Source organism: Methylobacterium tardum, from assembly GCF_023546765.1.
Taxonomy (GTDB): Bacteria; Pseudomonadota; Alphaproteobacteria; order Rhizobiales; family Beijerinckiaceae; genus Methylobacterium; species Methylobacterium tardum.
The window spans coordinates 6,742,302-6,768,013 of sequence record NZ_CP097484.1; the positions used below are offsets into that span (position 1 = coordinate 6,742,302).

The 25,712-nt window shown below is 69.2% G+C and carries 25 protein-coding genes and 2 pseudogenes; 12 read left to right on the top strand and 15 right to left on the bottom strand.

Annotated features, from left to right (window positions below):
• Positions 1-223: 223 nt before the first annotated feature.
• Positions 224-1,774, top strand: coding sequence for a GGDEF domain-containing protein (locus M6G65_RS32385; RefSeq protein WP_238194336.1), 1,551 nt, complete (start codon positions 224-226; stop codon positions 1,772-1,774).
• A gap of 13 nt (positions 1,775-1,787) precedes the next feature.
• Here the strand turns inward: M6G65_RS32385 and M6G65_RS32390 are convergent, their stop codons facing one another.
• On the bottom strand, positions 1,788-2,627 hold the full coding sequence (locus M6G65_RS32390; RefSeq protein WP_238194337.1) for an aldo/keto reductase: 840 nt from the start codon (positions 2,625-2,627) through the stop codon (positions 1,788-1,790).
• Positions 2,628-2,906: 279 nt separating this feature from the next.
• Between M6G65_RS32390 and M6G65_RS32395 the strand changes: the two genes are divergently transcribed.
• From M6G65_RS32395 to M6G65_RS32405, 3 genes are read left to right on the top strand one after another with little or no spacing between them, the layout of a single operon-like run.
• Complete coding sequence (locus M6G65_RS32395) at positions 2,907-3,980, top strand: adenylate/guanylate cyclase domain-containing protein (RefSeq protein WP_250103372.1); 1,074 nt, start codon at positions 2,907-2,909, stop codon at positions 3,978-3,980.
• Entirely contained in the window at positions 3,980-4,183 is a 204-nt protein-coding gene (locus tag M6G65_RS32400) for a hypothetical protein (protein WP_238194339.1), read from the top strand. The genes M6G65_RS32395 and M6G65_RS32400 overlap by 1 nt, the downstream gene beginning before the upstream one ends.
• Positions 4,180-4,662 (top strand): YaiI/YqxD family protein, encoded by a 483-nt coding sequence (locus tag M6G65_RS32405; protein ID WP_238194340.1) that lies wholly within the window; start codon positions 4,180-4,182, stop codon positions 4,660-4,662. Before M6G65_RS32400 ends, M6G65_RS32405 begins: the two co-directional genes overlap by 4 nt.
• A gap of 22 nt (positions 4,663-4,684) precedes the next feature.
• On the opposite strand, the gene M6G65_RS32410 is transcribed toward M6G65_RS32405, so the two are convergent.
• The 7 genes from M6G65_RS32410 to M6G65_RS32440 form a co-directional block, all read right to left on the bottom strand.
• Positions 4,685-4,948, bottom strand: coding sequence for a BrnA antitoxin family protein (locus tag M6G65_RS32410; protein ID WP_238194341.1), 264 nt, complete (start codon positions 4,946-4,948; stop codon positions 4,685-4,687).
• A gap of 6 nt (positions 4,949-4,954) precedes the next feature.
• A complete protein-coding gene (locus M6G65_RS32415) occupies positions 4,955-5,284 on the bottom strand; it encodes a hypothetical protein (protein WP_238194342.1) in 330 nt (109 codons plus the stop codon).
• A 293-nt stretch (positions 5,285-5,577) separates the two neighbouring features.
• On the bottom strand, positions 5,578-6,576 hold the full coding sequence (gene tolA / locus M6G65_RS32420; protein ID WP_238194343.1) for a cell envelope integrity protein TolA: 999 nt from the start codon (positions 6,574-6,576) through the stop codon (positions 5,578-5,580).
• Between the two features lie 4 nt (positions 6,577-6,580).
• Complete coding sequence (locus M6G65_RS32425; RefSeq protein ID WP_238194344.1) at positions 6,581-7,054, bottom strand: ExbD/TolR family protein; 474 nt, start codon at positions 7,052-7,054, stop codon at positions 6,581-6,583.
• Between the two features lie 55 nt (positions 7,055-7,109).
• Positions 7,110-7,799, bottom strand: coding sequence for a MotA/TolQ/ExbB proton channel family protein (locus tag M6G65_RS32430; protein WP_250103373.1), 690 nt, complete (start codon positions 7,797-7,799; stop codon positions 7,110-7,112).
• A gap of 132 nt (positions 7,800-7,931) precedes the next feature.
• On the bottom strand, positions 7,932-8,408 hold the full coding sequence (locus tag M6G65_RS32435; protein ID WP_238194345.1) for a Tat pathway signal protein: 477 nt from the start codon (positions 8,406-8,408) through the stop codon (positions 7,932-7,934).
• Between the two features lie 76 nt (positions 8,409-8,484).
• A complete protein-coding gene (locus M6G65_RS32440) occupies positions 8,485-8,976 on the bottom strand; it encodes a hypothetical protein (protein ID WP_238194346.1) in 492 nt (163 codons plus the stop codon).
• A 405-nt stretch (positions 8,977-9,381) separates the two neighbouring features.
• Here M6G65_RS32440 and M6G65_RS32445 point away from each other — a divergent pair, with 405 nt between their 5' ends.
• Positions 9,382-9,810: an Hsp20 family protein gene (locus M6G65_RS32445; protein ID WP_250103374.1), complete on the top strand. Its 429-nt coding sequence runs from the start codon at positions 9,382-9,384 to the stop codon at positions 9,808-9,810.
• 109 nt (positions 9,811-9,919) lie between these two features.
• Entirely contained in the window at positions 9,920-10,204 is a 285-nt protein-coding gene (locus M6G65_RS32450; RefSeq protein WP_192706729.1) for a BQ00720 family protein, read from the top strand.
• A gap of 31 nt (positions 10,205-10,235) precedes the next feature.
• Here M6G65_RS32450 and M6G65_RS32455 read toward each other — a convergent pair whose 3' ends face one another.
• Complete coding sequence (locus M6G65_RS32455; protein WP_250103375.1) at positions 10,236-11,003, bottom strand: alpha/beta hydrolase; 768 nt, start codon at positions 11,001-11,003, stop codon at positions 10,236-10,238.
• Positions 11,004-11,146: 143 nt separating this feature from the next.
• On the opposite strand from M6G65_RS32455, the pseudogene M6G65_RS32460 reads away from it, so the two are divergent.
• From M6G65_RS32460 to M6G65_RS32470, 3 genes and pseudogenes are all read left to right on the top strand, one after another.
• Positions 11,147-12,396 (top strand): annotated as a pseudogene (locus M6G65_RS32460) (glycosyltransferase).
• A gap of 374 nt (positions 12,397-12,770) precedes the next feature.
• A complete protein-coding gene (gene infC / locus M6G65_RS32465; protein WP_238194347.1) occupies positions 12,771-13,292 on the top strand; it encodes a translation initiation factor IF-3 in 522 nt (173 codons plus the stop codon).
• A gap of 103 nt (positions 13,293-13,395) precedes the next feature.
• Positions 13,396-14,181: a HesA/MoeB/ThiF family protein gene (locus M6G65_RS32470; protein WP_238194348.1), complete on the top strand. Its 786-nt coding sequence runs from the start codon at positions 13,396-13,398 to the stop codon at positions 14,179-14,181.
• Here M6G65_RS32470 and M6G65_RS32475 read toward each other — a convergent pair.
• The 5 genes from M6G65_RS32475 to rpmI all read right to left on the bottom strand — a co-directional run bounded on the left by M6G65_RS32475 (position 14,170) and on the right by rpmI (position 19,451).
• A complete protein-coding gene (locus M6G65_RS32475) occupies positions 14,170-15,051 on the bottom strand; it encodes a DUF1186 domain-containing protein (RefSeq protein ID WP_250103376.1) in 882 nt (293 codons plus the stop codon). The two genes, M6G65_RS32470 and M6G65_RS32475, sit on opposite strands and share 12 nt — an antisense overlap.
• Positions 15,052-15,060: 9 nt before the next feature.
• Positions 15,061-17,481, bottom strand: coding sequence for a phenylalanine--tRNA ligase subunit beta (gene pheT, locus M6G65_RS32480; protein WP_250103377.1), 2,421 nt, complete (start codon positions 17,479-17,481; stop codon positions 15,061-15,063).
• A gap of 98 nt (positions 17,482-17,579) precedes the next feature.
• Positions 17,580-18,662: a phenylalanine--tRNA ligase subunit alpha gene (gene pheS / locus M6G65_RS32485; protein WP_238194351.1), complete on the bottom strand. Its 1,083-nt coding sequence runs from the start codon at positions 18,660-18,662 to the stop codon at positions 17,580-17,582.
• A gap of 156 nt (positions 18,663-18,818) precedes the next feature.
• Positions 18,819-19,196, bottom strand: coding sequence for a 50S ribosomal protein L20 (gene rplT, locus M6G65_RS32490; protein ID WP_250103378.1), 378 nt, complete (start codon positions 19,194-19,196; stop codon positions 18,819-18,821).
• A 51-nt stretch (positions 19,197-19,247) separates the two neighbouring features.
• Positions 19,248-19,451, bottom strand: coding sequence for a 50S ribosomal protein L35 (gene rpmI / locus M6G65_RS32495; protein ID WP_007561407.1), 204 nt, complete (start codon positions 19,449-19,451; stop codon positions 19,248-19,250).
• 469 nt (positions 19,452-19,920) lie between these two features.
• Here rpmI and M6G65_RS32500 point away from each other — a divergent pair, with 469 nt between their 5' ends.
• The 3 genes from M6G65_RS32500 (at position 19,921) to dapE (ending at position 24,803) form a co-directional block, all read left to right on the top strand.
• Positions 19,921-21,051 carry a glycosyltransferase family 4 protein gene (locus tag M6G65_RS32500; protein WP_238194352.1) on the top strand — a complete coding sequence of 377 codons (1,131 nt, stop codon included), beginning with the start codon at positions 19,921-19,923 and terminating at the stop codon, positions 21,049-21,051.
• Between the two features lie 147 nt (positions 21,052-21,198).
• Complete coding sequence (locus M6G65_RS32505; protein WP_250103379.1) at positions 21,199-23,544, top strand: amylo-alpha-1,6-glucosidase; 2,346 nt, start codon at positions 21,199-21,201, stop codon at positions 23,542-23,544.
• An 80-nt stretch (positions 23,545-23,624) separates the two neighbouring features.
• A complete protein-coding gene (dapE, locus tag M6G65_RS32510; RefSeq protein WP_238194354.1) occupies positions 23,625-24,803 on the top strand; it encodes a succinyl-diaminopimelate desuccinylase in 1,179 nt (392 codons plus the stop codon).
• Here dapE and truA read toward each other — a convergent pair.
• Positions 24,785-25,545: pseudogene (gene truA, locus M6G65_RS32515) on the bottom strand (tRNA pseudouridine(38-40) synthase TruA). The gene dapE and the pseudogene truA sit on opposite strands and share 19 nt — an antisense overlap.
• Positions 25,546-25,712: the final 167 nt, after the last annotated feature.

A 25,712-nucleotide genomic window follows, 5' to 3' on the forward strand; every position in this document is an offset into this window, starting at 1 on the left:
GATAAGGCGAACGGAGGCACGCGGGATCCGAGCCCCGCGTGCCAAGAGGGACGAGCGTGCACGCCCGGTGCGTGTGACAAGCCCCGGTCCGACGCGCCGGTTCACCGATCGCTAATCTTTTCGGTCATGTCTTTGTCAATCTTCCTGAGCGAGTATTCGCGTCAATTCTAAGTTCAGCGACCGCGAGCGCGCGTTCGACTGTAGCCGTGGTGACGCGACGGTCATGATCCTGCGATCGGCTGCTATAGCCCTGCGTGCGCATCTGGCCGACCGGGCCACACGCCTGATCGCCGCGGCCGGCGCGAGCCTGCTCGTCTGTCTGACCTTGCTCGGCGCCTATCTGTGTATCGACCTGCGCGACATCGCTTGGCACGGCGCCCGGCGCAACGGCGCCAACCTGCTGGCGGTGATCGAGGAGGGGGTCGGCCACAGCATCCGGACGTACGATCAATCGCTGCGTGATGCGGCCCGTCTGGCGAGCCGGCCGGATATCGCCGCCCTGGAGCCCGAACTCAGGCGGTTAGCCCTGTTCAACGTCTCGCCTCTGCAGTCAGGCCTGGGTCCGATCGCCGTCACCGACGTCGACGGCCACGTCCGAATGACGAGCGATCCGAATCTGTCGCCTCAACTCAATCTGAGCGATCTGCCCGAGTTCGAGACCCTGCGTTCCGATCCGCAGGCGGGCCTCATTCTGACGGGTCCGACCCGTTCACGCATGACGGGGCGCCAGATCATCCGCATGAGCCGTCGAATCGAGACGCCGGACGGTGCCTTCGCCGGTATCGTGACGGGGTCGATCGTCCTCGTGCACTTCCAGCGGCTGTTCGACCGTTTGCGCTTCGACAACGGTCTCATCATCAACATCTTCCACAGAGACGGGACGCTGCTGATGCGGGCGCCGGAACGCTCCGCGGCGCTCGGCCGGAATATCGGAAACAGCCCCGGCTACCAGATCTATAGGACACACCAGCAGGGCGAGTTTCTGGGTCGATCGAGTCTCGACGGAGAGGCGCGGCTCTACGCGTTTTCCAACCTCCACGATCTTCCGCTGATCGTGACGGTAGCCACCAGCGTCGAGAGCATTCGCGCGCTCTGGATCTACAAGGCTGCGATCATCGCCGTCCTGATCCTCTGCCTGAACGTCCTGACCTTCAGCCTGACGATCCTGCTGCATCGGGAAATCGGGCGTCGGGCGCTCGCGGAAGCCGCCACGCAGCAGGCCAACGCCGCGCTCGCCGTCCTAGCGCGGACGGATGGCCTGACGGGTCTCCCGAACCGGCGCAGCTATGACGAGCACGTCGCTGCGGAGTGGACGCGTGCGGTCCGATCCCACGCGCCGCTGGCGCTGATGATCGTGGATGCGGACCACTTCAAGCAGTTCAACGACCGGTTCGGCCATCACCGCGGTGATGAAGTCCTGAAAGTGATCGCCGATTGCCTGCGGCGGACGCATCCCATCGATGGGCTCTGCTTCCGGATCGGGGGTGAGGAGTTCGTGGTGCTTCTGCCGGGGCTCGACGCGGCGGCGGCTTACGACGTGGCCGAACGGGTGCGTAGAGCCGTGGTCAACCTGCAGATCGCCCACGCCCCGGAGGTCGGCGGCGTCGCCACCGTCAGCATCGGCGTCGCGAGTGCCGATCCTGGCTCCGGCGGTGCACCCGATACGCTGTTCGTGGCGGCGGATGCGGCGCTGTACGCGGCCAAGAAGGCGGGCCGCAATCGGGTGCGCGCCACTGCTGCCGAGGAACCGGTCTCGCGCGCGCGGTGTGCCTGAGGTTCGGGGACGGTCAGAGCATCGGCAGCATCCGGGGGCGCGGGCCACGCGGGAAGTGCGAATCGATCATGGCGATCTCGGCCGGCCCAAGATGCAGGTCCGCCGCGCCGGCATTCTCGACCGCCCGGCTGGTGCGGCTCGTTTTCGGGATCGTGAACGTCCCGGGGCTCCGCGTCAGGAAGGCGAGGGCCACGGCGTAGGGCGTCGTCCCGTGCGCGCGGGCAATGCCCTCCAGAACCTGCCCGCCGACGCTTGCGGGATCGGGGAACTCGCCGCTGCCGAAGGGCGAGTAGCCGACCATCGCGACACCGTGGGTCTCGCACCAGGGCAGCACCGCGTGCTCGATCGCCCGCTCGTTCAGATGATACAGGACCTGGTTGCAGGCGATCCGGTCCGGGCCGGCGATGGCGAGCGCCCGATCGAGGTCGTCGACATCGAAGTTGCTCAAGCCCCACGAGAGGATCTTCCCCGCCCGGCGCAGATCCTCAAATCCGGCGATCGTCTCCTCGAGCGGGTGCTGCCCCGGCCAATGCAACAGGTAGCTGTCGAGCCGGTCCGTTCTCAGGCGGCGGAGCGAGGCTTCGCAGGCGCGCACGACACCCCGGCGGGTGGCATTGCCGGGCACCACCTTCGAGACAAGGAAGACCTCCTCGCGGCAATCCGCGACCGCCTCGGCCACGATCGCTTCGGCGTCGCCATACATCTCGGCGGTGTCGATATGGGTCATGCCGGCATCGATGCCGGCCCGCAGCGCGCGGACCGCATCCGCGCGATCCGCGCTGTCGATGTGCCACGTGCCCTGGCCGATCACCGAAACCGGGACGCGTGTCGCACCGAAGCTTCTGGCGTACATGGCAGCGCTCCCTTCCCTGCCGCGACCTGATTTCCGGGGCGCACCTCATGGCTGACGGGCCCCGCTCGGCGTGCAGTGTCCCTGCCGCTCATCGTCCGGCACGCCTTACTCGCGCCATCTTGGGGCGTTGAGCAATGGCTGGGTGATGCCCGCGGCGCTAAACTTTAGGCCACGGCCTGAAATCGGGCGACGAGGGGCTGCCGCGTCTGCTGGTCCCGCGTCCGCGCGGAGCGTGGTTCGAGGCGCGGTCCATCGGTAGGCCATGCTGGAGATGCGCCGATGCTGCCGGCCCACCGGATGTTCTGGGCGCTGATCCTTCTGGCCTCCGCAGGCGCCGGACTGCTCTACAACGTCATCTTCGCGGCGGGAGCGTCGCCGCTCGCGGGGTTCACCTACGGGCTCTGCACCGGCGCGACGGTGCTGGCCTTCGATCGTGGCCTGATCCTGGCCGGGCTGCAGGCGCGGATCCGGCGCTTCCCGGCATGGCTCTACGTGCCGGCCGCCGAACTCGCCTATGTGCTGATGATCATGGCGGGCAACGCCATCGGCGGGCTGGTGGTCTGGTCCTTCGCCCTCACGCCCGACGATCTGGCCACCGCGACCCGCATGACGGCGCGTGTCCTGGCCTACGCGCTGGCCGTGTCCGGCCTCCTCGTGTTCGTGATCCGGATGCGCGACCTCATCGGCGGCGAGGTCTTCGTGAACTTCATGATCGGGCGCTACCACAAGCCGGTGGCGGAGGAACGGGTCTTCCTGTTCCTTGACGTGGTCGGCTCGACGGCCTTCGCCGAAGCACACGGCGATCTGAGGGCCCAGGAATATCTCGGCGCGGTCTTCGCGACCCTGGCCGAGCCGGTGCGGCGCAACGGCGGATCGGTCGGCGACTATGTCGGGGATCTCGCCATGGTGACCTGGCCGATGGCCCGGGGGCTGAAGGATGCGCGGTGCGTCACGTGCCTGTTCGACGTGCTCGATCGGATCGACGCGGATGCCGCGGCCTGGAAAGCCCGGTTCGGGACGGTGCCTCAGCTCCGGGCGGCCCTGCACGGCGGCTCCGTGGTCACGGCCGAAGTAGGCGTCGATCGGCACAAGATCGCCTATTTCGGAGACGCCGTGAACGTGACGTCCCGGATCGAAGCCCTGTGCCGCCCACTGGGCGTCGGTATCCTGATCTCGCAGGATCTTCTCGGGCGGCTGCCGCGCCTGCCGGCGGGCGTGCGGGCGCGCTCACTCGGGGCCCATGCCCTGCGCGGCCGCGGCGCGCCGCTGGCCGTGGCGACCCTCGAGCGGGGCCTCGCCGAGACCGTACCGGTCGAGGACTTGGCCGCGCGTCGGGCGGTGGCCGCCCGCTGATGACCCAAGCCGGCGCGAGACGCTCGACCCTCCTGGTCACCGTGAAGATGGCCCTGCGCTTCGGGCTGCCGCTGATCGGGCTGATGGTGTTCGGTCGCGCCATCGTGCTCTCGGTCGGCGGCGACATCGAGCACGGGCAATTCGCCCTCGGAGTCCTGCTGATCCTGGCAGGCTTCATCTCGAAGCTTGTGCCGCGTTCATGAGCGCGGAGAGAGCGGCTCCGCCGATCTATCTCGACGGCGACGCCTGTCCGGTAAAGGACGAGACGTACCGGGTGGCCGCGCGTTACGGCCTGACGGTTCACGTCGTCGCCAACAGCGTGCTGAACCTGCCGCGCGAGCCCTGGATCGTGCGCGTCGTCGTCGGCTCCGAACTCGACGCCGCGGACGACTGGATTGCCGCGCGGGCCGGTCCGGGCAGCATCGTGCTGACCGCCGACGTGCCGCTGGCCGCGCGTTGCGTGAAAGCCGGGGCGACGGTCCTCGCCTTCACCGGCAAGCCGTTCAGCGAGGCCTCGATCGGCATGGCGCTCGCGACCCGGGATCTGATGCAATCCCTGCGCGAGGCGGGCACGATCACCGGCGGGCCGAAGCCGTTCTCGCGCGCCGATCGGTCGGCGTTCCTGTCGGCGCTCGATCAGGCGGTGAACCGGATTCTCCGGCAGCGTCCGACCGGTGTCTGACGGCGGATAACCGTCGGCAATCCTAGGCGCCGGCGACGAGCGCCTTCAGCGCCTCGTTGATGCGGTCCTGCCAGCCCGGCCCATCCTTCTGGAAATGCGCGAGGACGGTGCTGTCGAGGCGGAGGCTGACGACCTCCCGCGCACCCGGGATCGCGGCGGGGGCTGCGGCCGGCCGCGAAACCGGCTGCGGCGGTGCGGACGGTTTCGGGGTGGTGGCGGCCCGAAAGGCGGCTTCGGCCGCCGCGCGGGGATCGGTGAAGCGGCGGCGGTTGCGATCGTCGGCCATCGGCCTCTAATCCTTCGCGGCGGTCTTCTTCGGCGCTGCCTTCTTGGCTCCGCCTTTACCTGCACTCTTGGCGGCCGCCTTGGCTTCCATCTCGGCGGCTTTCGCCTGCGCGTCCGCGGCCTCCTTGGCGAGCCGAAGGGAGCGCAACCGTACCGTTCGCTCGTCCACGGCCTTGATGGCCGCGTGGTGCTCCGCCATGGCCTGGGCACCTTCGCGGGCCATGCGCTCGGCGCGCTCCGCCCGCTCGATGCGGTTCTCCGCACGCGTCTTCGCTTCGGCTTCCGCGTCGCGAATGGCATTCGCCTCGTCGAGGTCGAACTCGGTCTCGTCGCTCATCCTATCCCTTTCGCCCCGGCTCAGTGTTCCCGGCCACACCTGCTGCGCGGGACGGTGACTGGGCGGGTCCGGCCTGTTCGAGGGGGAGGGGCAAGGCCGGATTGATCGCTCCCGCGCAGCGTCGTCGGACGCGCACAGGAGCGAGTTCACGTAAGCCTTAGCACGCTCGTCGGCCGGATGGCGAATCTGCGAGGCACGTTCGGTACGTCAGCGCACACTATTCGCCACGCCAGTGGAAGTCCTACGCAGTCCAACGAGCCGGATCACGCTCGCGCAGCGTTGTGCGGGAGAGTTTAGCGCACGCGGAAGTTGAGAGGGATCGACACCGACAGGCTCGACTGGGTCACGCCGGGCGGTGCCGGCGGCAGAGAACCGCGAACGGCCGAGAGTGCGGCGCTATCGATCTGACCGACCCCGCTGGACCGCGCGAGACCGGCCCCCGTAACCTGGCCTGAGCGCATGACCGTGAACCGGACAACCGCGGTTCCGCCGCTCGTGCCGTTGGCGGCACCCGCATTCATGCGCCCGTGGATTGCCGAACTGATCGCGCCCGTCCACTGGCGCAGCGCGCTCGGATCGTTGCCGGCCGCCGCACGGCCGGCCGCGTTCTGGCGCGATGCCGAGGCGGAGTCGCGTGCTTCGGCGCCCTGCTGAGCCTTGGCTTGACGCGCCTTTGCCTCGCGCGCGGCTTTCGCCTTCGCTTCACGGATCTCCTCGAGCCGCTCCTGCCGGGCCTCCTCGCGCTTCTGCTCGCGGATCTTCTCCTCGCGGATCTTCCGCAGCTTCGCCTCGCGCTCAGCTTTGAGCTTGGCGGGATCGGGCTTCGGCTTGGGCGGCTCCTCGGTCTTGGCCACTTCGGTCGGGGGCGCGGCCAGCGGCTCGGCCGCCTCGGACGTCGAGGTGATGACCTGGTTCTGGGCTTCCACCGGCTCGGCGGCAGGCGGCGGTTCGACGGCCGGGGTCTCCTCGGGCTTCACTTCCGCCATCTCGGCGGGCGGCGGCGGTTGCACCGCCTCGTCGGGCGGCAGCTCGACCGGCTTGGTCTCCGGTGGCGCGGCCTGGCTCATCTGCTGCTCCGCCGGGGCTTCGGTGGCCGCGTCGGTCATGACCGGCGCCAGGTCGACGGTGATCTGCTGCTCACCGGGAGGAGCGGGCGGCGAGAGCCGGAGGAACATGACCGCGGCCAGCACCAGGGCATGCAGGATCAGGGCGACGAGGAAGGCGGCGACCAGCCCGGACGGGCGGCGCTCGCCGAGACCGGCCGGCAGATCCGTCGACGTAAAGGTGCTCATCGGGTCAGCGGGCAGTCCCTGCGGGCGCGGCCGCGGCCGCGGGGGCCGCTCCGCCCGGCGATTGGGCGATCAGCGATACCTTGGTGAAGCCGGCTTGGCCGACGAGGCCCATCACCTCCATGACCTTGCCGTAGGGGACGTCGCGGTCGCCGCGGACCAGGATGACCTGGTCCTTGTCGGCGGCCGCCATCTCACGCAGGCGCGGCACGATGCTGTCCATCGTGAACACCTCCTTGGCGATCGACGGATTGCCCTCCTTATCGACGGTGACCTCCTGCGGCTTCTTCGATTGCGCCACCTTGGGAGCCGCCGTCTTCGGCAGCTGAACCGGCACCCCGGTGGTCATCAGCGGGGCGGCGACCATGAAGATGATCAGCAGGACGAGCATCACGTCGACCATCGGGGTCACGTTGATGTCGGACATCGGCGCGTCGTCGAGATCGTCGTCGTCGCTCGCGCGAATGGATCCCATCGCCATCGGGGCGTCTCCGGTTCGGTTACGTTCGGCCCGTACGGGCAGGCGCGCGAAGGGGCTACTCGGCCGCGGCGCGGTGGGCGCCGGCGCGATCGCGCGCGAGGCGGTTCCCGAGCACAGAGATGTAGGATCCGAAAGTGCTCTGGACGCCGCCGATGTCAGCCGACAGCTTGTTGTAGGCCATCACGGCCGGGATCGCGACGACTAGGCCGATCGCGGTCGCGAACAGCGCCTCCGCGATGCCCGGCGCGACCACGGCGAGCGATGTGTCCTGGCTCCGGGCGATCGGCGAGAACGAGTTCATGATGCCCCAGACTGTGCCGAAAAGGCCCACGAACGGCGCCGTCGAGCCTGAGGTCGCCAGCAGCGACAGGCCGGTCCGCAGGCGCTTCACCTCGAGGGTGAGCGCGCCCTTCATGGCCCGCTCGATCCGCTCGCGCCGCTCCGCGCGGGTCTCGGACGAGTCCTGATCGCGCCACGCATCGATCGCGGCCTTCACCACGTGGCCCGCGATGCCCCGGTGGTCGCCGTCCAGGCTCCCACCGGAGCGCACCAGCGTCGCGAAGGCCTTCGCCTGACGCCGGGCAGCCGAAAGCCGGATCACCTTCTCGAAGACGACGGTCCAGCAGGCGATCGAGGCGATCACCAGAAGGATCATCACACCCTTCACGATCGGGTCGGCCTGAAGGAACAGGCCGAGGAACGAGAAGTCGTGGGCCGCCTCGATCGGGGCTTGTGTCGGGTCCATCGCGGGCTCCTGGCGTTCTGATCTCACGCGGTCTCGTGCCGCATCCGTCGCAGTGTGCGGCGAAAGCCGCTCGCCGCCCGGCGGCATGTGCTGCAGGGCGGTTTGGTCTCGTCGTTCCTCAAGCCGCCCGCATCAGCGGTCGAAGGGGAGGCCGGCCTTGGTCTCTGTCTCGGTTCGTTCGAGGCACGCTTCGCGGGCGGAATCGCCGCCGTCGCAAGCCAGAACGTCGTTGAGGAGTATCCGGCCGACCTTGTTGCAGGCGATGCCGGGAAAATCGAAGATCTTGACGGTGGTCTTGCGGGGCGGAAGCGGGCCGAGTTCCACGGCCACACGCTTCTGCGCGACGCCCTCCGTGTCGAAGGCGAAGAGGTCGACCTTGTAGAACTTCAGGGCGGTCCCTTTGGTGTTGTCGATCACCATGGTGATCCGGCAGGCCTCACCGGCCGTCTCAACCTTGTTGAGCTGAAGCTTGAGCGGTACCGCCTTCTCGGACGCGTCCTGCGCGAGCGCCGAGACGACGAGGAGCGCCGAGAGCGCGAAGCAGGCGGCCGTGTCGAGGGCGATGCGCCCGATACGGCGACGGTACAGGGGAATGCTCAAGGCAAGCACCGAACGGATTTCCTCTTCCTCTTCAGCCCAGCCACGCGGCACGCCGCCCGACCGGTGTCCTTCAACGAGAAGCAGCTCAATGGAGGACCACGCCGCCGGGTCTGGCCGCCGGCGCGAGGCGCTCGGCTGCCGCATCCAGCGGTCCGACCGCCGCGCGAACCGCTGCGACGAGGCGCGGCGCGGTCTCACGTCCCGTGATCGCCGCCGCTGCCTCCTCGAGATCCGCCCAGAGCCGCTGTCGTCCCCGGTTGATCAGGTTCACCAACGCGCATTCATGCCCGGTCACCCGGCAGCAGCTCGCCGGCATGAACGACCAATCGTCATCCCGCTCCGCCCGCAGCGCACGGATGATCGCCACCACGCAGGCGACGAACCTGCAGCCCTCCGCGGGACCGAGCAGCTGCTCGGCGCCGTCGAAGGCGGCATTCCAGCAGGCCACATCGCTGGTCATGTAGCCGGCGGCCACGAAGCGGGCCACCGACAACGCCAGGATGTCGGCCTCATCGCCGCACACGTCCGCGACGCGCCGCATCACCGCATGATCCGCCGGGGTCGAGGGCGCGCTCATGGGCTTCGATGCCTCGCGTGGCAGGGCGTTGCAGGAGATCCGTGTACGACGGACGGTGATCAGCCGCGGCAGTATCTATCAGCGCCGCCGGGATCAAGGCCTGGCGAGAAAATCAGAGCAGTTCCAAACTGTTACCGGAAAGCGTGGCCGTTTCGGATATTGCCTAAGCTTCCCAATTAGATGTGCCTAAATTTCCCACTTACTGCCATTCCGGGCGCTTGACGGACAAAAGGTCGGCCTCCCTTGATGGCTCGCAGGGCCTCGGCCATATCTTTGCCTTGCCGAGGCGTCCTGCCCGGCGGAGCGCTGCCCCGTGCGGGCTCCCTATCGCCGAGGTGCTCAACGTACGCCGGGGCGCGGCAAGTCCCGGAGTGCGGAGGCCTCGCTCTCTGGATGACGGCCGCGATGACCCGATCCTCGCCCTTCGGGCACCCGTTCCTGCTCGGCTTCGGCGAGATCGAGCAGGCGCTCGACCGGGTTTCGAAGGCCGCCAACGATGGCTATCCGCCCTACAATATCGAGCGTCTGCCCCGCACGGAGAGCGAGCCCGAGCGCCTGCGCATCACGCTGGCCGTGGCCGGGTTCACCCGGGAGCAGCTCGACGTGATGCTGGAGGAGAGCCAGCTGGTGGTCCGCGGTCGGCAGGTGGACGAGCGCGAGCGCCATTTCCTCCATCGCGGCATCGCGGCGCGCCAGTTCCAGCGGGCCTTTCTCCTGGCCGACGGCATGGAGGTTCTGGGGGCAGACCTCGCCAACGGCCTTTTGTCTATCGACCTCGTACGTCCGGAGCCCGACCGCATCGTCCGGAAGATCGATATCGGCTCCCGCGGCTGAGACAGAACGACCGTCCGATTGATTGGCCGGCGACAATCCCCACATCAGGTCCGAGCCGCCGGTGCCTCTCGGACCGACGGTGGACGCTCTGCCACCCAGGAGGGCATTGATGACTGACCTGAACCCGTCGCCCCTGACCCCCGCCGATCTCGACCCGGCCGATTTCCAGCCGGCCGATCTCGCCGCGCTGGGCGAGGGGCACATCGCCTACGTTCGGCCGATCCGGTCCGACGAGGTGCGTCGCTTCTTCCCCCAGGCTCCGGAACTGACGCCCGGCCTGGATCTGTTCGCCCTTCTCTCGGCGAGCGGCGCGCCGATCATGCTCGCCGACTCCCGCGATGTCGTGCTGGCCAACGCCTTCGCGCACGACCTGCAGCCTGTCAGCCTCCACTGACCTGCGTGCAGACCCGATTTGAGGGTCCGGATCAGCCGATTTCGGCCACCGCCGCGATGAGCCGCGCAATATCCTGCGGCCGTGACAGGCGGTGGTCGCCGTCGGCGATCAGCGTGGCAACCGTGCCCTCTGCCGGCAGCCGCCCCAGGATCTTGAGAGCGTGCGTATAGGGCACATCGGTGTCGCGCATGCCCTGGAGGATATGGATCGGGCAGGCGGGATCGAGCGGCCGATCGAGCAGGCAGTTCCGGCGGCCATCCTCGATGAGACTCAGGGTGATGGGATCCGGCTCCGGCGCGTAATCGCTGGGCCGCCGCAGGACGCCGTCCCGAACAAGCATCGTGCGGGCGGCTTCGCTCAGGCGATCCCAGATCAGATCCTCGGTGAAGTCCAGGGCGGGCGCGATCAGCACCATCCCGGCCGTCTTCGCGCCCTGTGCCGCCCGTTCACGTGCCGCGAGACAGGCGATCCAGCCGCCCATCGGCGAGCCGACCAGGATCGGCGGCGCATCGACATAGGCCGCGAGCACGGCCTGCGCGTCTTCGAGCCACGATGAGATGGTGCAATCCGCGAAGGTGCCGCTCGAGGCGCCGTGGGCGGCGTAGTCGAATCGAACCAGCTTGCGGCCCGCCTTGTTTGCCCAATCATCGAGGGCTGTCGCCTTCGTGGCGGTCATGTCCGAACGAAAACCGCCGAGCCAGACGACCGGCGGCCCCGCGCCGTCGCGCACGCGGACCGCGATGCGGCGCATGGCGCTGCCGGTCCCGACGGTGATGAATGCGGGGTCCGTTTCGGTCATCGTATTCTCCGATAACTCCGTCTGGGAGCGGACGAAGTCCTTTCCTGACCGAGTCGGTTTCAATCTCCGTTTACCGGACCGTAAAGCGCGGCGTTGATGCTGGAGCAATGGCAGCGAGCATTTGGCAGATACCGTCCGGGGGCATGCGCGTCCTCGCCGAGGGACCGCGAATGGGCGACGAGGGCCGGGGTCTGTCGGGCTTTCCGACGGAGGTCGGCGTCCTGGCCGGAGCGCGGATCCTGCAGATCATCCCGGAACTGGACGCCGGCGGCGCAGAGCGGACGACCGTCGACGTCGCGGCTGCCCTGGCGGCCGTCGGCGCGCGCGCCCTGGTCGCGACCGAGGGCGGCCGGCTGATCGGAGAGCTGCAGGCGAAGGGTGGGCACTGGCACCAGTTCCCGGCGGCGTCGAAGAACCCGATTGGGATGGCCGTGAACGTCCTGCGGCTCATGGCGCTCTGCCGCCGGGAGCGGGTGCAGATCATCCACGCGCGCTCGCGGGCCCCGGCCTGGGTCGCGCTGGGTGCGGCGCGTCGCCTTGGGCTGCCCTTCGTCACCACCTATCATGGCAGTTATTCCGGCCGAACCGGCGTTAAGGTGCTGTACAATTCCGTCATGGCCCGTGGCGATGTGGTGATCGCCAATTCGCACTACACGGCGGCGCTGATCAACCAGCTCCACGCCGAGCAGGCCGGCGATCGCGTCCGGGTCATCCATCGCGGGACCGATCTGGCCACCTTCAACCCGGTGGCCGTTGGCACGGGTCGCGTCGAGGCCCTGCGCCGCGCCTGGAACGTGGCACCGCACGAGCGGGTGATCCTTCTGGCGGCCCGGTTGACCGCCTGGAAGGGGCATCGCGTGCTGATCGAGGCGGTGGCGCAGATGCGCGACCGCGGCGTGCCGGACATCGCTGTCGTGCTCGCCGGCGACCCGCAGGGCCGCGCCGCCTACGAGCGCGAGCTCGACGCGCTGATCGCGGCGCGGAATCTGGGCGGCCTCGTCCGCAGGGTCGGCCATTGCACCGACATGCCGGCGGCCTACCGGGCTGCCTCGGTGGTTGCCGTCCCATCCGTCGAGCCCGAAGCCTTCGGACGCTCCGCTGTCGAAGCGCAGGCGCTCGGGGCGCCGGTGGTCGTCTCGGATCTCGGAGCCGTCCCGGAAACGGTTCTGGCCCCGCCGGACGTGCCCGCCGGCCAGCGCACCGGATGGCGCGTACCCCCGGAGATGCCGCTGCGCTGGCCGCGGCGCTCACGGAAGCCCTGTCGCTCGGCGCAAGCGCCCGTGATGCGCTGGCGCGGAGGGGCCGCGCGCATGTCGAGGCCAACTTTTCTCTCGAGCGGATGGCTGGCGACACGCTCGCGGTCTACGCGGAGCTGCTCGGGCGCGGCCGGTAAGCGGTGCTTCAGCTTATGCGCGCAGCCGCGAAGCGCAGGCACCGGTAGGTCCGACCGCCGAGCGAAATCTCCGATCTTGGAGAGCGCCTGTTACCGTCACGCCTTCGCTCTCGGCACTGATCTGAGCGCATGCGGAGGCGAGCGCCTCGAACGTCCGCGCCGCCTTGCCGGCGCTCACCGGTCGTGACGTCACAACCGGTTATTATTGCGCGCTGCCATGGTAGGCCGTTGACTCTGGCCGCGCTTCCCCCAACGTAGTATGTCCGGATGAGACCGGAACGGCTGGCGGTCAGGAGATTCTCTCGGGGGTCGTCTGGTCCGCCGTTTCGTCGTTGCAGCAGGAGACCTAAGCCATTCGTAGACCGATGAGAGCCATGCCGGCCCCGCAGAAGGACGGGCCGCGCGCCAACCGCGACATTCGCGGGGTGCGGGAAGTGCAGCTGATCGACGATACCGGGCAGAACCGCGGCGTCGTCCCCTTCTTCGACGCCCTCAATCTGGCTGAGGAAGTCGGCCTGGATCTTGTGGAGATCGCGCCGAACTCCGTGCCGCCCGTCTGCAAGCTGCTCGATTACGGGCGCTTCCGCTTCAACGAGCAGAAGAAGCAGAACGAGGCGCGCAAGCGGCAGAAGACGGTCGAGGTCAAGGAGATCAAGCTCCGCCCCGGCATCGACAAGCACGATTACGACACCAAGATGAAGTCGGTGCACCGCTTCTTCGAGGAGGGCGACAAGGTCAAGGTGACCCTGCGCTTCCGTGGTCGTGAGATGGCTCACCAAGATATCGGTCTGCGCCTCCTGGAGCGCGTGAAGCACGAGACGGCCGAGATCGCCAAGGTCGAGAGCGAGCCGATGCTCGAAGGCCGGCAGATGATCATGATCCTCGCGCCGCGCTGAGCGGCCCGGATCCAGAGACGCGAGACCCGCGCCGCCTCCTCACCGGGGCGGCGTTGTCGTTTCAGCGCTTTCGATCGGCGGCGCCGCGGATTATGGGCAGCCTATGGCCCTCGCTCCCGATGAGATCGAACGCTACGCCCGCCACCTCGTCCTCGCCGAGGTCGGCGGTCCGGGTCAGGCCCGGATCAAGGCTGCCCGGATCTTGGTCATCGGGGCAGGCGGCCTCGGCGCGCCGCTGATCCAGTACCTCGCCGCCGCCGGGATCGGCACGATCGGCCTCGTCGACGACGACACGGTCTCGCTCTCAAATCTCCAGCGGCAGGTGATTCACGGCACGCCGGATCTCGGCCGGCCGAAGGTCGAGAGCGCGGCCGACGCGGTGGCGCGGCTCAACCCGCACGTGACCGTGGTCCCGCACCCGTTCCGGATCGACGCGGACAACGCCGTCGACCTGATCGCCGGCTACGACCTCGTGGCCGACGGATCCGACAACTTCGCCACCCGCTACGCGGTGTCCGACGCATGCTTCCGGGCGCGGCGCCCGCTGGTCACGGCGGCTTTGGGCCGCTTCGACGGCACGCTGACCACGATTCGGGCGCACGAGACCGGATCCGACGGGAATCCGAACCCAACCTATCGCTGCCTCTTCCCTAACCCGCCGCCGCCCGGCAGCGTGCCCGCCTGCGCGGAGGCCGGCGTGCTGGGCGCGCTCGCGGGTGTCATGGGCTCGCTGATGGCCATGGAGGTAATCCGCGCCGTGGCGGGCTTCGGCGAGCCCCTCGTCGGGCGCCTCCTGATGGTCGACGCCCGCGCCATGCGGTTCGAGACGCTGAGCTACGGCTGGGATCCCGAGAACCCGCTCAGCGGAACGGCCGCGTCAGCGGCCTAGCGGCTCCGGCGGCATCCAGGGCCCCTCCGCCTCCACCTTGCCGAGGCAGCACTTCTTGAACTTCTTGCCCGAGCCGCAGGGGCACGGATCGTTCCGGCCGACATCCTTGAACGGGTTGCGCTGCGGCTCGCCCGCACCCTCCTCGGTCCAGTCGAGCGCTTCGACCGGATCGTCGAGGTAGCCGTACTGGTATGGACCGAGCCGGTCTCGGTCGTCCGGCTTGGTCTCCGCCTTGCGCAGGGCCTCCTTGAACCAGTCGGCGTCGCTGATCTCGTCGGTGAGCCGTCCGTCGGCGCGGGCCGCGGCCGCGCGGGGCGCGAGGTCCCGGAAGCCGAGATGCGCGATCGTCTCTTCCCAGCCAACCCAGGCGGGACCGTCCTCGACAGCCGCCTGCGCATCGTCGAACCGGACCAGCAGGTCGTGCATCGCGGCCCGGTCGATCCGCCCCTCCAGCGTCAGGAAGGTGCAGGCGCACATCAGCGCCATGCGCGCGTGATCGTCCACCGTGCTGTCCAGGATCAGCCGGAACAGCGGTTGCGGATCGCCGTCGAACAGGCTCGCCACGACCTTGGCGAGGGTCGCCGTGACGGCATCGCCGAGCAGGGCGTCGAGGCTCTCCTCGTCGTGCCGGAGCAGCCTGAGAAGCGGCGCGAGGGCGCGCGTGTCCCGGGCGTGGGCCAGAACGTGAAGGCCCCAGAACAGGAGGTTCGTCTCTTCCGGCGTCAGCTCGCGCCCGTCGGCGGCCGCCTCCAGCAGCGGCAGAGTCGCCTCTGCGACGGCGGCCGGGTGGTTGAGGGCCTCCCGCAACGCCGCCTTCGGCCGGTACTCGGCCGCCGCGAGGTCGCCGATGAGCAGGGCGATCCGGTCCATGGCAGCGCCTCAGGCCCGGAGGATCGCGCCCGTCTTGCGGGTGACCTCGGCGACGATCCTGGCGCTCACCGCCTCGATCTCCGCGTCGGTCAGGGTCCGCTCGACGGGCTGGAGGCGCACCGCGATCGCCACCGATTTGGCGCCGTCCGGCACGCCCGGCCCCTCGTAGAGGTCGAACACCTCGACCCCGGTCACGAGCTTGCGCTCGGCGTTCTGGGCGGCTTTGACGATATCGCCCGCCGGGACGTCGCGGCCGACCACGAAGGCGAAGTCCCGCGACAGCGGCTGGAGCTCCGACAGCGCCAGGGTTGCCTTGGCCTTGGTGGGCTTGTGCTTGGGCAGGGGCAGGGCGTCGAGGACGATCTCGAAGGCTACGAGGGTCCCCTTCAGGTCGAGGGCCTGCAGCGTCCGCGGGTGCACCTCGCCGAACCAGCCGATCTCGTTTTTTGGCCCAAAGCGCAGCGTGCCCGAGCGGCCGGGATGCAGCCAGGACGGGCCGCCCGCAGTGATCTGAAGGCCGCCCGTCGGCACGCCGAGGCTGCCGAGCAGGGCGATGGCGTCCGCCTTGGCGTCGAAGGCGTCGACGGTCGCGGCTTTGCCGTCCCAGTGCCGCCCGGCGCCGGCCAGGGTCGCGCCGCCGCGGCGGACCGCCGCCGCACGGATGGTCTGGCCCTCCGGCTCGTCGGAGGCGAAGCACTGGCCGACCTCGAACAGGGCCGCATCCGGGTAGCCCCGGTCGGCATTGCGCTGCGCCGCGCGCAGGAGGCCCGGCACCAAGCTCGGCCGCATGTCGGACAGCTCCGAAGCGATCGGATTGGCCAGCACGAGGTCGGCTCCGCCGCCGCCGAACAGGACGCCGTCGTCGTGCGGCACGAACGACCACGTGACCGCCTCCATGAGGCCGCGGCTCGCCAGGGCGCGCTTGGCCAGGCGGGTCCGCTTCTGCATCACGGTGAGCAGCGGGCGGCCGATCCCGGCGAGCGGCGGCAGGGGCTTGGCCTCGATCCGGTCGAGCCCGGCGATGCGGACGACCTCCTCGGCGAGGTCGGCCTTGCCCTCGACGTCGGGCCGCCAGGACGGCGGCAGCACCGTCGCCCGGTCCCCGGTGCCGGAGATGTGGAAGCCCAGGGTCTCGAGGATCTGCTGCATCTCGGCGCGCGGCACCTCGATTCCGGCGAGGCGGCGGACCTCGGTCCAGGGAAAGTCGATGCGGCGCTCGGATTCGGGCGCTTCGCCGGCGATCCGCGCCTCGGTGGGCGTGCCGCCGCAGAGATCGACTACGAGCCGCGTCGCGAGGTCGAGGCCCGGGAGCGTGAAGGCCGGGTCGACGCCCCGCTCGAAGCGGTAGCGCGCGTCGGTGATGATGCCGAGGCGGCGGCCCGACTGGGCGATGTTGGTCGGGTCCCACAGGGCCGACTCGATCAGCACGTCGGTGGTGCCGGCGTCGCAGCCCGATGCATCGCCACCCATGATGCCGGCGATCGATTCGACGCCGTTCTCGTCGGCGATCACCACCGTGTCGTCGGTCAGGGTGTGGGTCCGGCCGTCGAGGGCGCGCAGGCTCTCGCCGTCGCGTGCCCGCCGGACGGTCAGGGTGCCGGCGATCTTGGCGGCGTCGAAGACGTGGAGCGGCCGGCCGCGATCGAAGGTGACGTAGTTGGTGATGTCGGCGAGGCTGTTGATCGGCCGCAGGCCGATGGCGCGCAGGCGGGCCTGCATCCAGGCCGGCGACGGGCCGTTCTTGACGCCGCGCACCAGGCGCAGGGCGAAGAGGGGGGCGAGGTGCCGGTCGGCCGGATCGAGGGCCAGCTCGACCTCGACCGGGCAGGGACCCTCGCCGCGCACGCCCGGCAGCGTCTCACGCTTGAGCGTGCCGAGGCCGGCGGCCGCGAGATCGCGGGCGATGCCGTGGACCGAGGTGCAGTCCGGCCGGTTCGGCGTCAGGTTGATCTCGATGACCGGATCGTCGAGTGCGGCATAGAGGGCGTAGGCCTGGCCGACGGGTGCGTCGGTCGGGAGCTCCAGGATGCCGTCATGGTCGTCGCCGAGGCCGAGCTCGGCGCCCGAGCACAGCATGCCGTGACTCTCGACGCCGCGGATCGTGCCCACCGACAGGGTGATGTTCTTGCCCGGGACGTAGGTGCCGGGCGGCGCGAAGACCGAGACGAGGTCGGCCCGGGCGTTCGGGGCGCCGCAGACCACCTGCACGGGCGCGCCCGCACCGGTGTCGACGGTGCAGACCCGGAGCCGGTCGGCGTTCGGATGCTGCTCGGCCGTCAGGATCCGGGCGATCACGTAGGGCTTGAGCGCGGCGGCCTTGTCCTCGACGCCCTCAACCTCCAGGCCGATCCGCGTGAGCGTCTCGGCGACGGTGTCGAGGGAGGCCTCGGTGTCGAGGTGGTCCTTGAGCCAGGAGAGGGTGAATTTCATGATGGACCTTCGAGAGCCCGGTATCGGCTCGACCGTCGGAGGAACAGGATCGCGGGGCCGTCACCGGGGCCGGAGGGCCGCGGCGGGACCGGGGCGGCTCAGCCGGTGAGGCCGCCCACGAGGCTCGGCACGTCGAGCGGGCGGAAGCCGTAATGGTCGAGCCAGCGGACGTCGGCCTCGAAGAACGGGCGCAGGTCCGGCATGCCGTATTTCAGCATGGCGATGCGGTCGATGCCGACGCCGAAGGCGAAGCCCTGCACGGCGTCCGGGTCGAGCCCGCAATTGCGCAGCACGTTCGGGTGGACCATCCCGCAGCCCAGGATCTCCAGCCAGTCGTCGCCCTCGCCGAAGCGGATCTCGCCGCCCTTGCGCGAGCACTGGATGTCGACCTCCGCGGAGGGCTCGGTGAAGGGGAAGAAGGACGGGCGGAAGCGCATCTTCACGCCCTCCACCTCGAAGAACGCCTTGCAGAACTCCTCCAGCACCCATTTCAGGTTGGCGATGTTGGCGCTCGTGTCGATCACCAGCCCCTCGACCTGGTGGAACATCGGCGTGTGGGTCTGGTCGGAATCGTGCCGGTAGGTCCGCCCCGGGATGATCACGCGGATCGGCGGCGTCTGCGCCCGCATGGTCCGCACCTGCACGGGCGAGGTGTGGGTGCGCAGCACCTTGCGTTTCCCGTCCCGGTCCGGGGCCAGGAAGAAGGTATCGTGCATCTCGCGGGCCGGGTGGCCGGGCGGGAAGTTGAGGGCCGTGAAGTTCAGCTCATCCGTCTCGATGTCCGGACCCTCGGCGACTGCGAAGCCCATCTCGGCGAAGATCGCGGTGATCTCGTCGATGACCTGGGAGATCGGGTGGATCCGGCCGCGCACCTCGGGGGCCTCCCGGACCGGCAGGGTCACGTCGACCCGCTCGGAGGCGAGGCGGGCCTCCAGGGCGGCCTCCGCCAGCTGGGTCTTGCGCGCGGTGACGGCGCCCTGGACCCGGTCGCGCAGGCCGTTGATCAGGGGCCCACGCTCCTTGCGCTCGTCCGGCGTCATCGAACCGAGGGTCTTCAGCAGATCCGAGACGCTGCCCTTCTTGCCGAGCGCGGCGACGCGGACCGCGTCGAGGGCCGCCTCGTCGGACGCCGCGCCCACCTGGGCCAGGAGATCGCGTTCGAGGGTGTCGAGATCGGTCATCGCTGTCTTCGAGCAGGGTTGGCGGAGTCGGCCGTCGGGCCGTGCTCTCGCGCGTTGTGCGCCCGGGCGCAAGCGCGGTGCGCGGGACCTCGTAAACGACGAAGGCGCGGCTCCCTGGGGAACCGCGCCTTCCGTCCGTCTCGCCTCAGGCCTGGATCAGGCCGCCTTGGCGGTGTTCTGCGGCAGCGCGGCCTTCGCCTTCTCGGCGACGGCGGCGAAGCTCGCCGGCTCGTGGATCGCGAGCTCGGACAGCGCCTTGCGGTCGACCACGATGCCGGACTTCGCCAGACCGTCGATGAAGCGCGAGTAGGTCAGGCCGTGCTCGCGGACCGCCGCGTTGAGGCGCTGGATCCAGAGGGCGCGGAACGTGCGCTTCTTGTTCTTGCGGTCGCGGTAGGCGTACTGCAGACCCTTCTCCACCGCCTGCTTGGCGATGCGGATCGTATTCTTGCGCCGGCCGTAATAGCCCTTGGCGGCCTTCAGAACCTTCTTGTGCTTCGCGTGACTGGTCACGCCGCGCTTGACGCGGGCCATCGGTTATCTCCTGGATTCGACGAAAGACAGTGGCAACGGGTGTTGAAGGACTTACCGCGCGTTCGGCAGGAAGTACTTCTTCACGTTGGCGGCATCGCCCTCAAACAGGGTCGTGGTGCCGCGCAGGTTGCGGATCTGCTTGGTCGTCCGCTTGATCATCCCGTGGCGCTTGCCGGCCTGGGCGTACATCACCTTGCCGGTGCCGGTGATCTTGAAGCGCTTCTTCGCGCCCGATTTCGTCTTCAACTTGGGCATTTGGCTCTCCGTTGCGCGAAAGGATCTCTGGCCGATCCGGAGGGATCGGATGAGGTTCGCGCGCTGATGCTTCTGGTGGAGCAGCACGAGCCGCCACGGCAGCCCTATCGGCCGGGCGGTTCGACGCGGGGCGGCTTATGACAGAAAGCTGACGCGGCGGCAACGGCCGTGGGGCACCGTGACGGGCGGGGCACTCAGACGGCCATGAAGGTCTGCGCCGTCATACCGGGCCGTGCTGCGCCGTCCCGGGATGACGGCGCGGTCGCCGTGGCCGCCTCGGGGCGGGTCGGCGCGCACGCCACCCCCGCTGATTCGGGGGAATCCGGGGACAGCTTGCGCGCTGCACAAAACGGTGCGCGACAGCGGGCGGCGCCAGGAACCATAACCTTGGCCGTCCGTTTCATTCATGTCCCGCTCAGGCCAACAGGGTTAGACCCCCCGTCAAATTCGGCCAACCAGGAGACACTTCGTGCGCATTGCCCAGATCGCTCCGTTGTCGGAGGCCGTCCCTCCGAAGTTCTACGGCGGCACCGAGCGCGTCGTCAGCTGGATTACAGAAGAGTTGGTCCGCCAGGGCCACGAAGTCACGCTGTTCGCCAGCGGTGACTCCGAGACGTCTGCCAAGCTCGCCGCCTGCACGCCGGAGGGGCTGCGCCTGCTCGGGTACCGGGATCACACCGCCAGCCACCTGGCGATGCTGCATCAGGTGCACCGCCGCGCGCACGAGTTCGACATCCTGCACTTCCACATCGACCTGCTTCAGTATCCGATGTTCGAGGATCTGAATCACAAGTGCATCACCACGATGCACGGTCGCCTGGACGTACCGGACTTCATGCCGGTCTACCGCACCTTCACGGGCATGCCGCTGGTCTCGATCTCCGACAATCAGCGCCTGCCGATGCCGCCGACCTCCAACTGGCTGGCGACGATCCATCACGGCCTGCCGGCCGAGAACTGCCCGTACTACCCGGAGGCCAAGGGCGGCTATCTCGCCTTCCTCGGCCGGATCTCGCCCGAGAAACGGCCCGACCGCGCGATCGAAATGGCGATCCGTTCCGGCACGCCCCTCAAGATCGCCGCCAAGGTCGACAAGGCCGACCAGGATTACTGGGACGAGGTCATCGAGCCGATGATCCATCACCCGCTGGTCGAGTACATCGGCGAGATCAATGAAGAGCAGAAGAAGGACTTCCTCGGCAACGCCCTGGCGCTCGCCTTCCCGATCGATTGGCCGGAGCCCTTCGGCCTGGTGATGATCGAGGCGATGTCGGCCGGCACCCCGGTGATCGCCTTCCGCAACGGCTCCGTGCCGGAAGTGATCAAGGACGGCGTCGGCGGCGTGCTCTGCGATAACATGGACGATGCCGTGGCGGCGGTCGCCAAGGTCAAGACCATGAGCCGCGCCGGCGTGCGCCGCCACTTCGAGAGCGCCTTCACCGCCGAGTGCATGGTCAAGAAGTACGTCGCCGCCTACGAGGACCTGCTCGCCCGCGGCGCCGACGTGATCAAGCTGCCGAAGTCCGGCTTCAAGCCGCAATACGGTGAGGTCAACGGCTCCGCGCGCCCGGCAATCCCGGTCGCCGCAATGCCGGCCTGAACCTGGGCACCGGGCTTGCGAGGCGGGTCCGGCTCGGCCTAGCGTCTTAAAGGCGACTCATCCGTAGGGTGAACAAGGGCTGCTGCATCGAACGGGTGCAGCAGCCCTCTCGATCGCACCTCTCACTTGCACCCGGAGATGCCCTGCATGGCGGCGGACAACACGGCAGCGGCCCACGACGCGAAGGCCCGGACCGCGGCGAGCTCCGGAAGCGTGGCGCACGGATTCCAGGACGCAGACGACGTCCTGCCGACCTATCACATCGAGGCGCAGACCTCCCTGGTCGAGCGGCCCCTGCGCTCGCTGAAGTTCGGCGAGGCGTTCGGCGTCCTCGATTCCTACGGCGATATCGGCGTCCAGCCCGGCCCGGAGGGCCTCTACTTCCAGGACACGCGCTACCTCTCGCGCCTGGAGGTCACGGTGGAGGGACAGCGCCCGCTGATGCTCTCCTCGGTGATGCAGGACGATAACGGCGCGCTCAGCGTCGACATGACGACGCCCGACATCCGCATCGACGCCCACGACGAGACCTCGATTCCGCGCGAGACGATCGCGATCGAGCGCACGAAGTTCCTGTTCCGCGGCGCCTGCTACGACCGCATCGGCCTGCGCTCCTTCGATTCGAAGCACCGCCGCCTGCGCATCGCCGTGACTTTCGATGCGGATTACCGCGACCTGTTCGAGGTGCGCGGCACCGACCGAAAGGAGCGCGGCAAGCGCGGCGTCCAGGTGGCGAGCGACCGGGAGGTCCAGTTCCGCTACGTCGGCCTGGACGAGATCGTCCGGACCACGGCGCTGCATTTCGGCCCGAAGCCCGATTCGATCGAGCCCGGCAAGGTGGTCTTCGACGTGTCGCTGCCGCCGGGCGGCCGGACCTCGCTGTTCATCCGCGTCACCTTCGAGGCGCATCGGGCCTTTACCAAGCCGCCGACCGACTCGATGGTCGGCGAGGACGCGGCCGCCAAGCTGACGCTCGCGGCCAATGCCGGAGGCGCCCGGCGCGAGCTCAAGGACCTCGGCGAGGGGACGATCTTCGCCCGCGCCTATCGCGACTCGCGGCGCGATCTCCGGGCGCTCACGGCGGGGATCACCACGATCATCTCGCCGAACGATCAGTTCAACGAGGGCCTGTGCCGGGCCACGGCCGACCTCTACATGCTGGCGACCCGCACCCCGGAGGGCATCTACCCGTTCGCCGGCATCCCCTGGTACTCCACGGTGTTCGGGCGCGACGGCATCATCACGGCGATGATGGCGCTCTGGATCGACCCGAAATTCGCCCGGGGCGTGCTGCGCTACCTCGCCTCGACCCAGGCCAAGGCGATCGATCCGGCGGCCGATGCCCAGCCCGGGAAGGTGCTGCACGAAACCCGCCGCGGCGAGATGGCGATGCTCGGCGAGGTGCCGTTCCGCCACTATTACGGCACCATCGATGGCACGCCGCTCTTCGTGATGCTGGCCTGGGAGTACTACGCGGTCACGGGCGACCTCGAGACCGTCCGGGCCATCTGGCCGGCGCTGGAACTCGCCCTGGAATGGATGGACCGCTACGGCGACCGGGACGGCGACGGCTTCGTTGAGTACGCCCGCGACACCGAGAAGGGCCTAGAAAATCAGGGCTGGAAGGACAGCCACGATTCGATCTTCCACACCGACGGTCAGCTGGCGAAGGGCCCGATCGCCCTGTGCGAGGTGCAGGGCTACGTCTACGCGGCCAAGAACGGCATGGCGAAGCTCGCGGCGCAGCTGGGGCACGATCCGATGGCCGAGCGCCTCACGCAGGAAGCTGCGGCGCTCCGCGAGAAGTTCGACGCGGCGTTCTGGAACGAGGAGATCGGCACCTACGCGCTGGCCCTGGACGGAGCGAAGAAGCAGTGTGCGGTGCGCTCGTCCAATGCCGGCCACGCCCTGTTCACCGGCATCGCCAAGCCGGAGCGGGCGGCCCAGGTCGCCGAGACACTGCTGTGCAAGGACGGCTTCAACGGCTGGGGCGTGCGGACGATCGCCAAGGGCGAGGCGCGCTACAACCCGATGTCCTACCACAACGGCTCGATCTGGCCGCACGACAACGCGCTGATCGCGATGGGTCTGGCGCGCTACGACCGCAAGCACGAGGCTGCGCGCATCTTCCAGGGGATGTTCGACACCTCGCTCTACCAGGACCAGAAGCGGTTGCCGGAGCTGTTCTGCGGCTTCATGCGCCGCAAGCAGCGCGGGCCGGTTTCCTATCCGGTGGCCTGCAGCCCGCAGGCCTGGGCGGCGGCGGCGCCGTTCGCGTTCCTGGCCGCGTGTCTCGGCCTCGAACTCGACCATGAGGGCAACAGCGTCCGTTTGAAGAACCCGATCCTCCCGGGTTTCCTCGACGGCGTGACCCTCTACAACGTCAAGCTCGGCGGTTCGCGCCTGGATATCCGCTTCCAGCGCTACGACGACGACGTCACCGTGTCGGTGCAGCGCCGCCACGGCGACGTGCAGGTCGTGGTCACCAAGTAGGGCTCGGGACGGGAGTTCCGGGGCGGCCCGCTTCGGGTTAAGCGGGCCGCGCGGCATGTCACGCCGCCGAGGACGGGTCCATGCCGGCTGATCATCACGCCCCCGACGCGGCTCTGCGTCTCGCGCAGGCCCTGATCCGCTGCCCGTCCGTGACGCCGGAGGATCGCGGCGCCCTCGACGTGGTCGCCGACGCGCTCCAGCCCGTCGGCTTCGCCATCGAGCGGCCGGTCTTCTCCGAGCCCGGATACCCCGATACGCCGAACCTCTACGCGCGCATCGGGCAGGACGGTCCGTGCCTCGTCTTTGCCGGTCACACCGACGTCGTGCCGGAAGGCGAGGGCGCGTGGCGCCACGACCCCTTTGCGGGCGCGGTCGCCGATGGGATGCTGTACGGCCGCGGCGCCGCCGACATGAAGGGCGGCATCGCCTGCATGCTCGCGGCCACGCTCGCCTTCCTGGAACGGCGCGGCGCCGATTTCGGCGGCTCCATCGCGTTCCTGATCACCGGCGACGAGGAGGGGCCGGCGGTCAACGGCACCGTGAAGCTCCTCGATTGGGCGCGGCGACGGGGTGAACGCTTCGACCATTGCGTCCTCGGCGAGCCGACCAATCCGGGCCGGCTCGGCGAGATGATCAAGATCGGCCGGCGCGGGTCGCTCACCGGCAAGCTCACCGTGCTGGGGCGGCAGGGCCACGTCGCCTACCCGCACAAGGCCGAGAACCCGATCCCGGGCCTGCTGCGCCTCGCCTCGGCGCTGGTCGCCGAGCCGCTGGATCGCGGGACGGCGCATTTCGACGCCTCGAACCTCGAGTTCACCACGATCGACGTCGGCAACCCGGCGACCAACGTGATCCCGGCAACCGCCCGGGCGACCTTCAACGTCCGCTTCAACGACGACTGGACGGCCGAGAGCCTGGGCGCGGAGATCCGTCGGCGCCTGGAGCAGGCGGCCGGGAACGCGGTGCGCTTCAGCCTGGACCTCCAGCCCTCGAATGCGCCGGCCTTCCTGACGCGGCCGGACGCCTTCGTGACGCTCGTCTCCGAGGCGATCCGGGCCGAGACCGGCCTGACGCCGACGCTCTCCACGACAGGGGGCACGTCGGACGCGCGCTTCATCAAGGATGCCTGCCCGGTGATCGAGTTCGGCCTCGTCGGCGAGACCATGCATCAGGTCGACGAATGCGTGGCGGTCGCCGATCTGGAGCGACTGACGGCGATCTACGAGCGGGTGCTCGACGCCTACTTCGCCGGACCGTAGTCGACGCCCACGAACGTCAGCCCTGCGGCCGGGGCCAGCGGCCCGCAGCGGCGCTTGTCGCCCGAGGCGAGGATCTCGGCGACGTCATCCGCCGAGAGCCGGCGGCAGCCTGCGAGCATCAGCGTGCCGACCATGGCCCGCACCTGATGGTGCAGGAACGAGCGCGCCGCGGTCGCCACCACGATCTCGTCGTGCAGAGCCATCGGGACGCGGGCGACGTCGAGTTGCTCCAGCGTGCGGATTGGGCTGTTCGCCCGCACTCGGCGGCCCGGAAGGCCGAGAAGTCGTGGCGGCCGACGAGGCGCTGGGCGGCGTCGTGCATGCGATCCGCGTCGAGGGGCCACGGCACGTGCCAGACATGGGCTCGCGTCAGCGCCGCCGGGCTGCGCCGGTTGAGAATGCGGTAGCGGTAGTGCCGGCGGATCGCCGAGTGGCGGGCGTCGAAGCTCTCCGGTACGATCTCGGCGGACAGGATCGCGACTGGCTGCGGCCGCAGATGGGCATTGAGGGCGTCCCGCACCGTGTCGGTTCGCCAGTCCTTGGCGAGGTCGAGATGGGCCACCTGATGGATCGCGTGCACGCCGGCATCGGTCCGGCCGGCGCAGGTGAGCCGGGCATCCTCGCCGGAGAAGCGCGTGACGGCCGCCTCGATCGCGCCCTGGACCGTGGGATCCTCGGCCTGCCGCTGCCAGCCGCAGAACGGGCCGCCATCGTACTCGATGACGAGTTTGTAGCGGGGCATCAGCAGGCGCCCTCAAGGTTTACCGAGGGCGCTCTGATGTTCGATTTCGCGATATGACACAAAGCTTTGGAAGGATGTGCGCGCGATCGTCTTTGCGAGCGTAGCGAAGCAATCCCGTGTCGCGCCAAGCCTCGCCAGGGTGCGCTGCCCTGGGTCGCTTCGCTGCG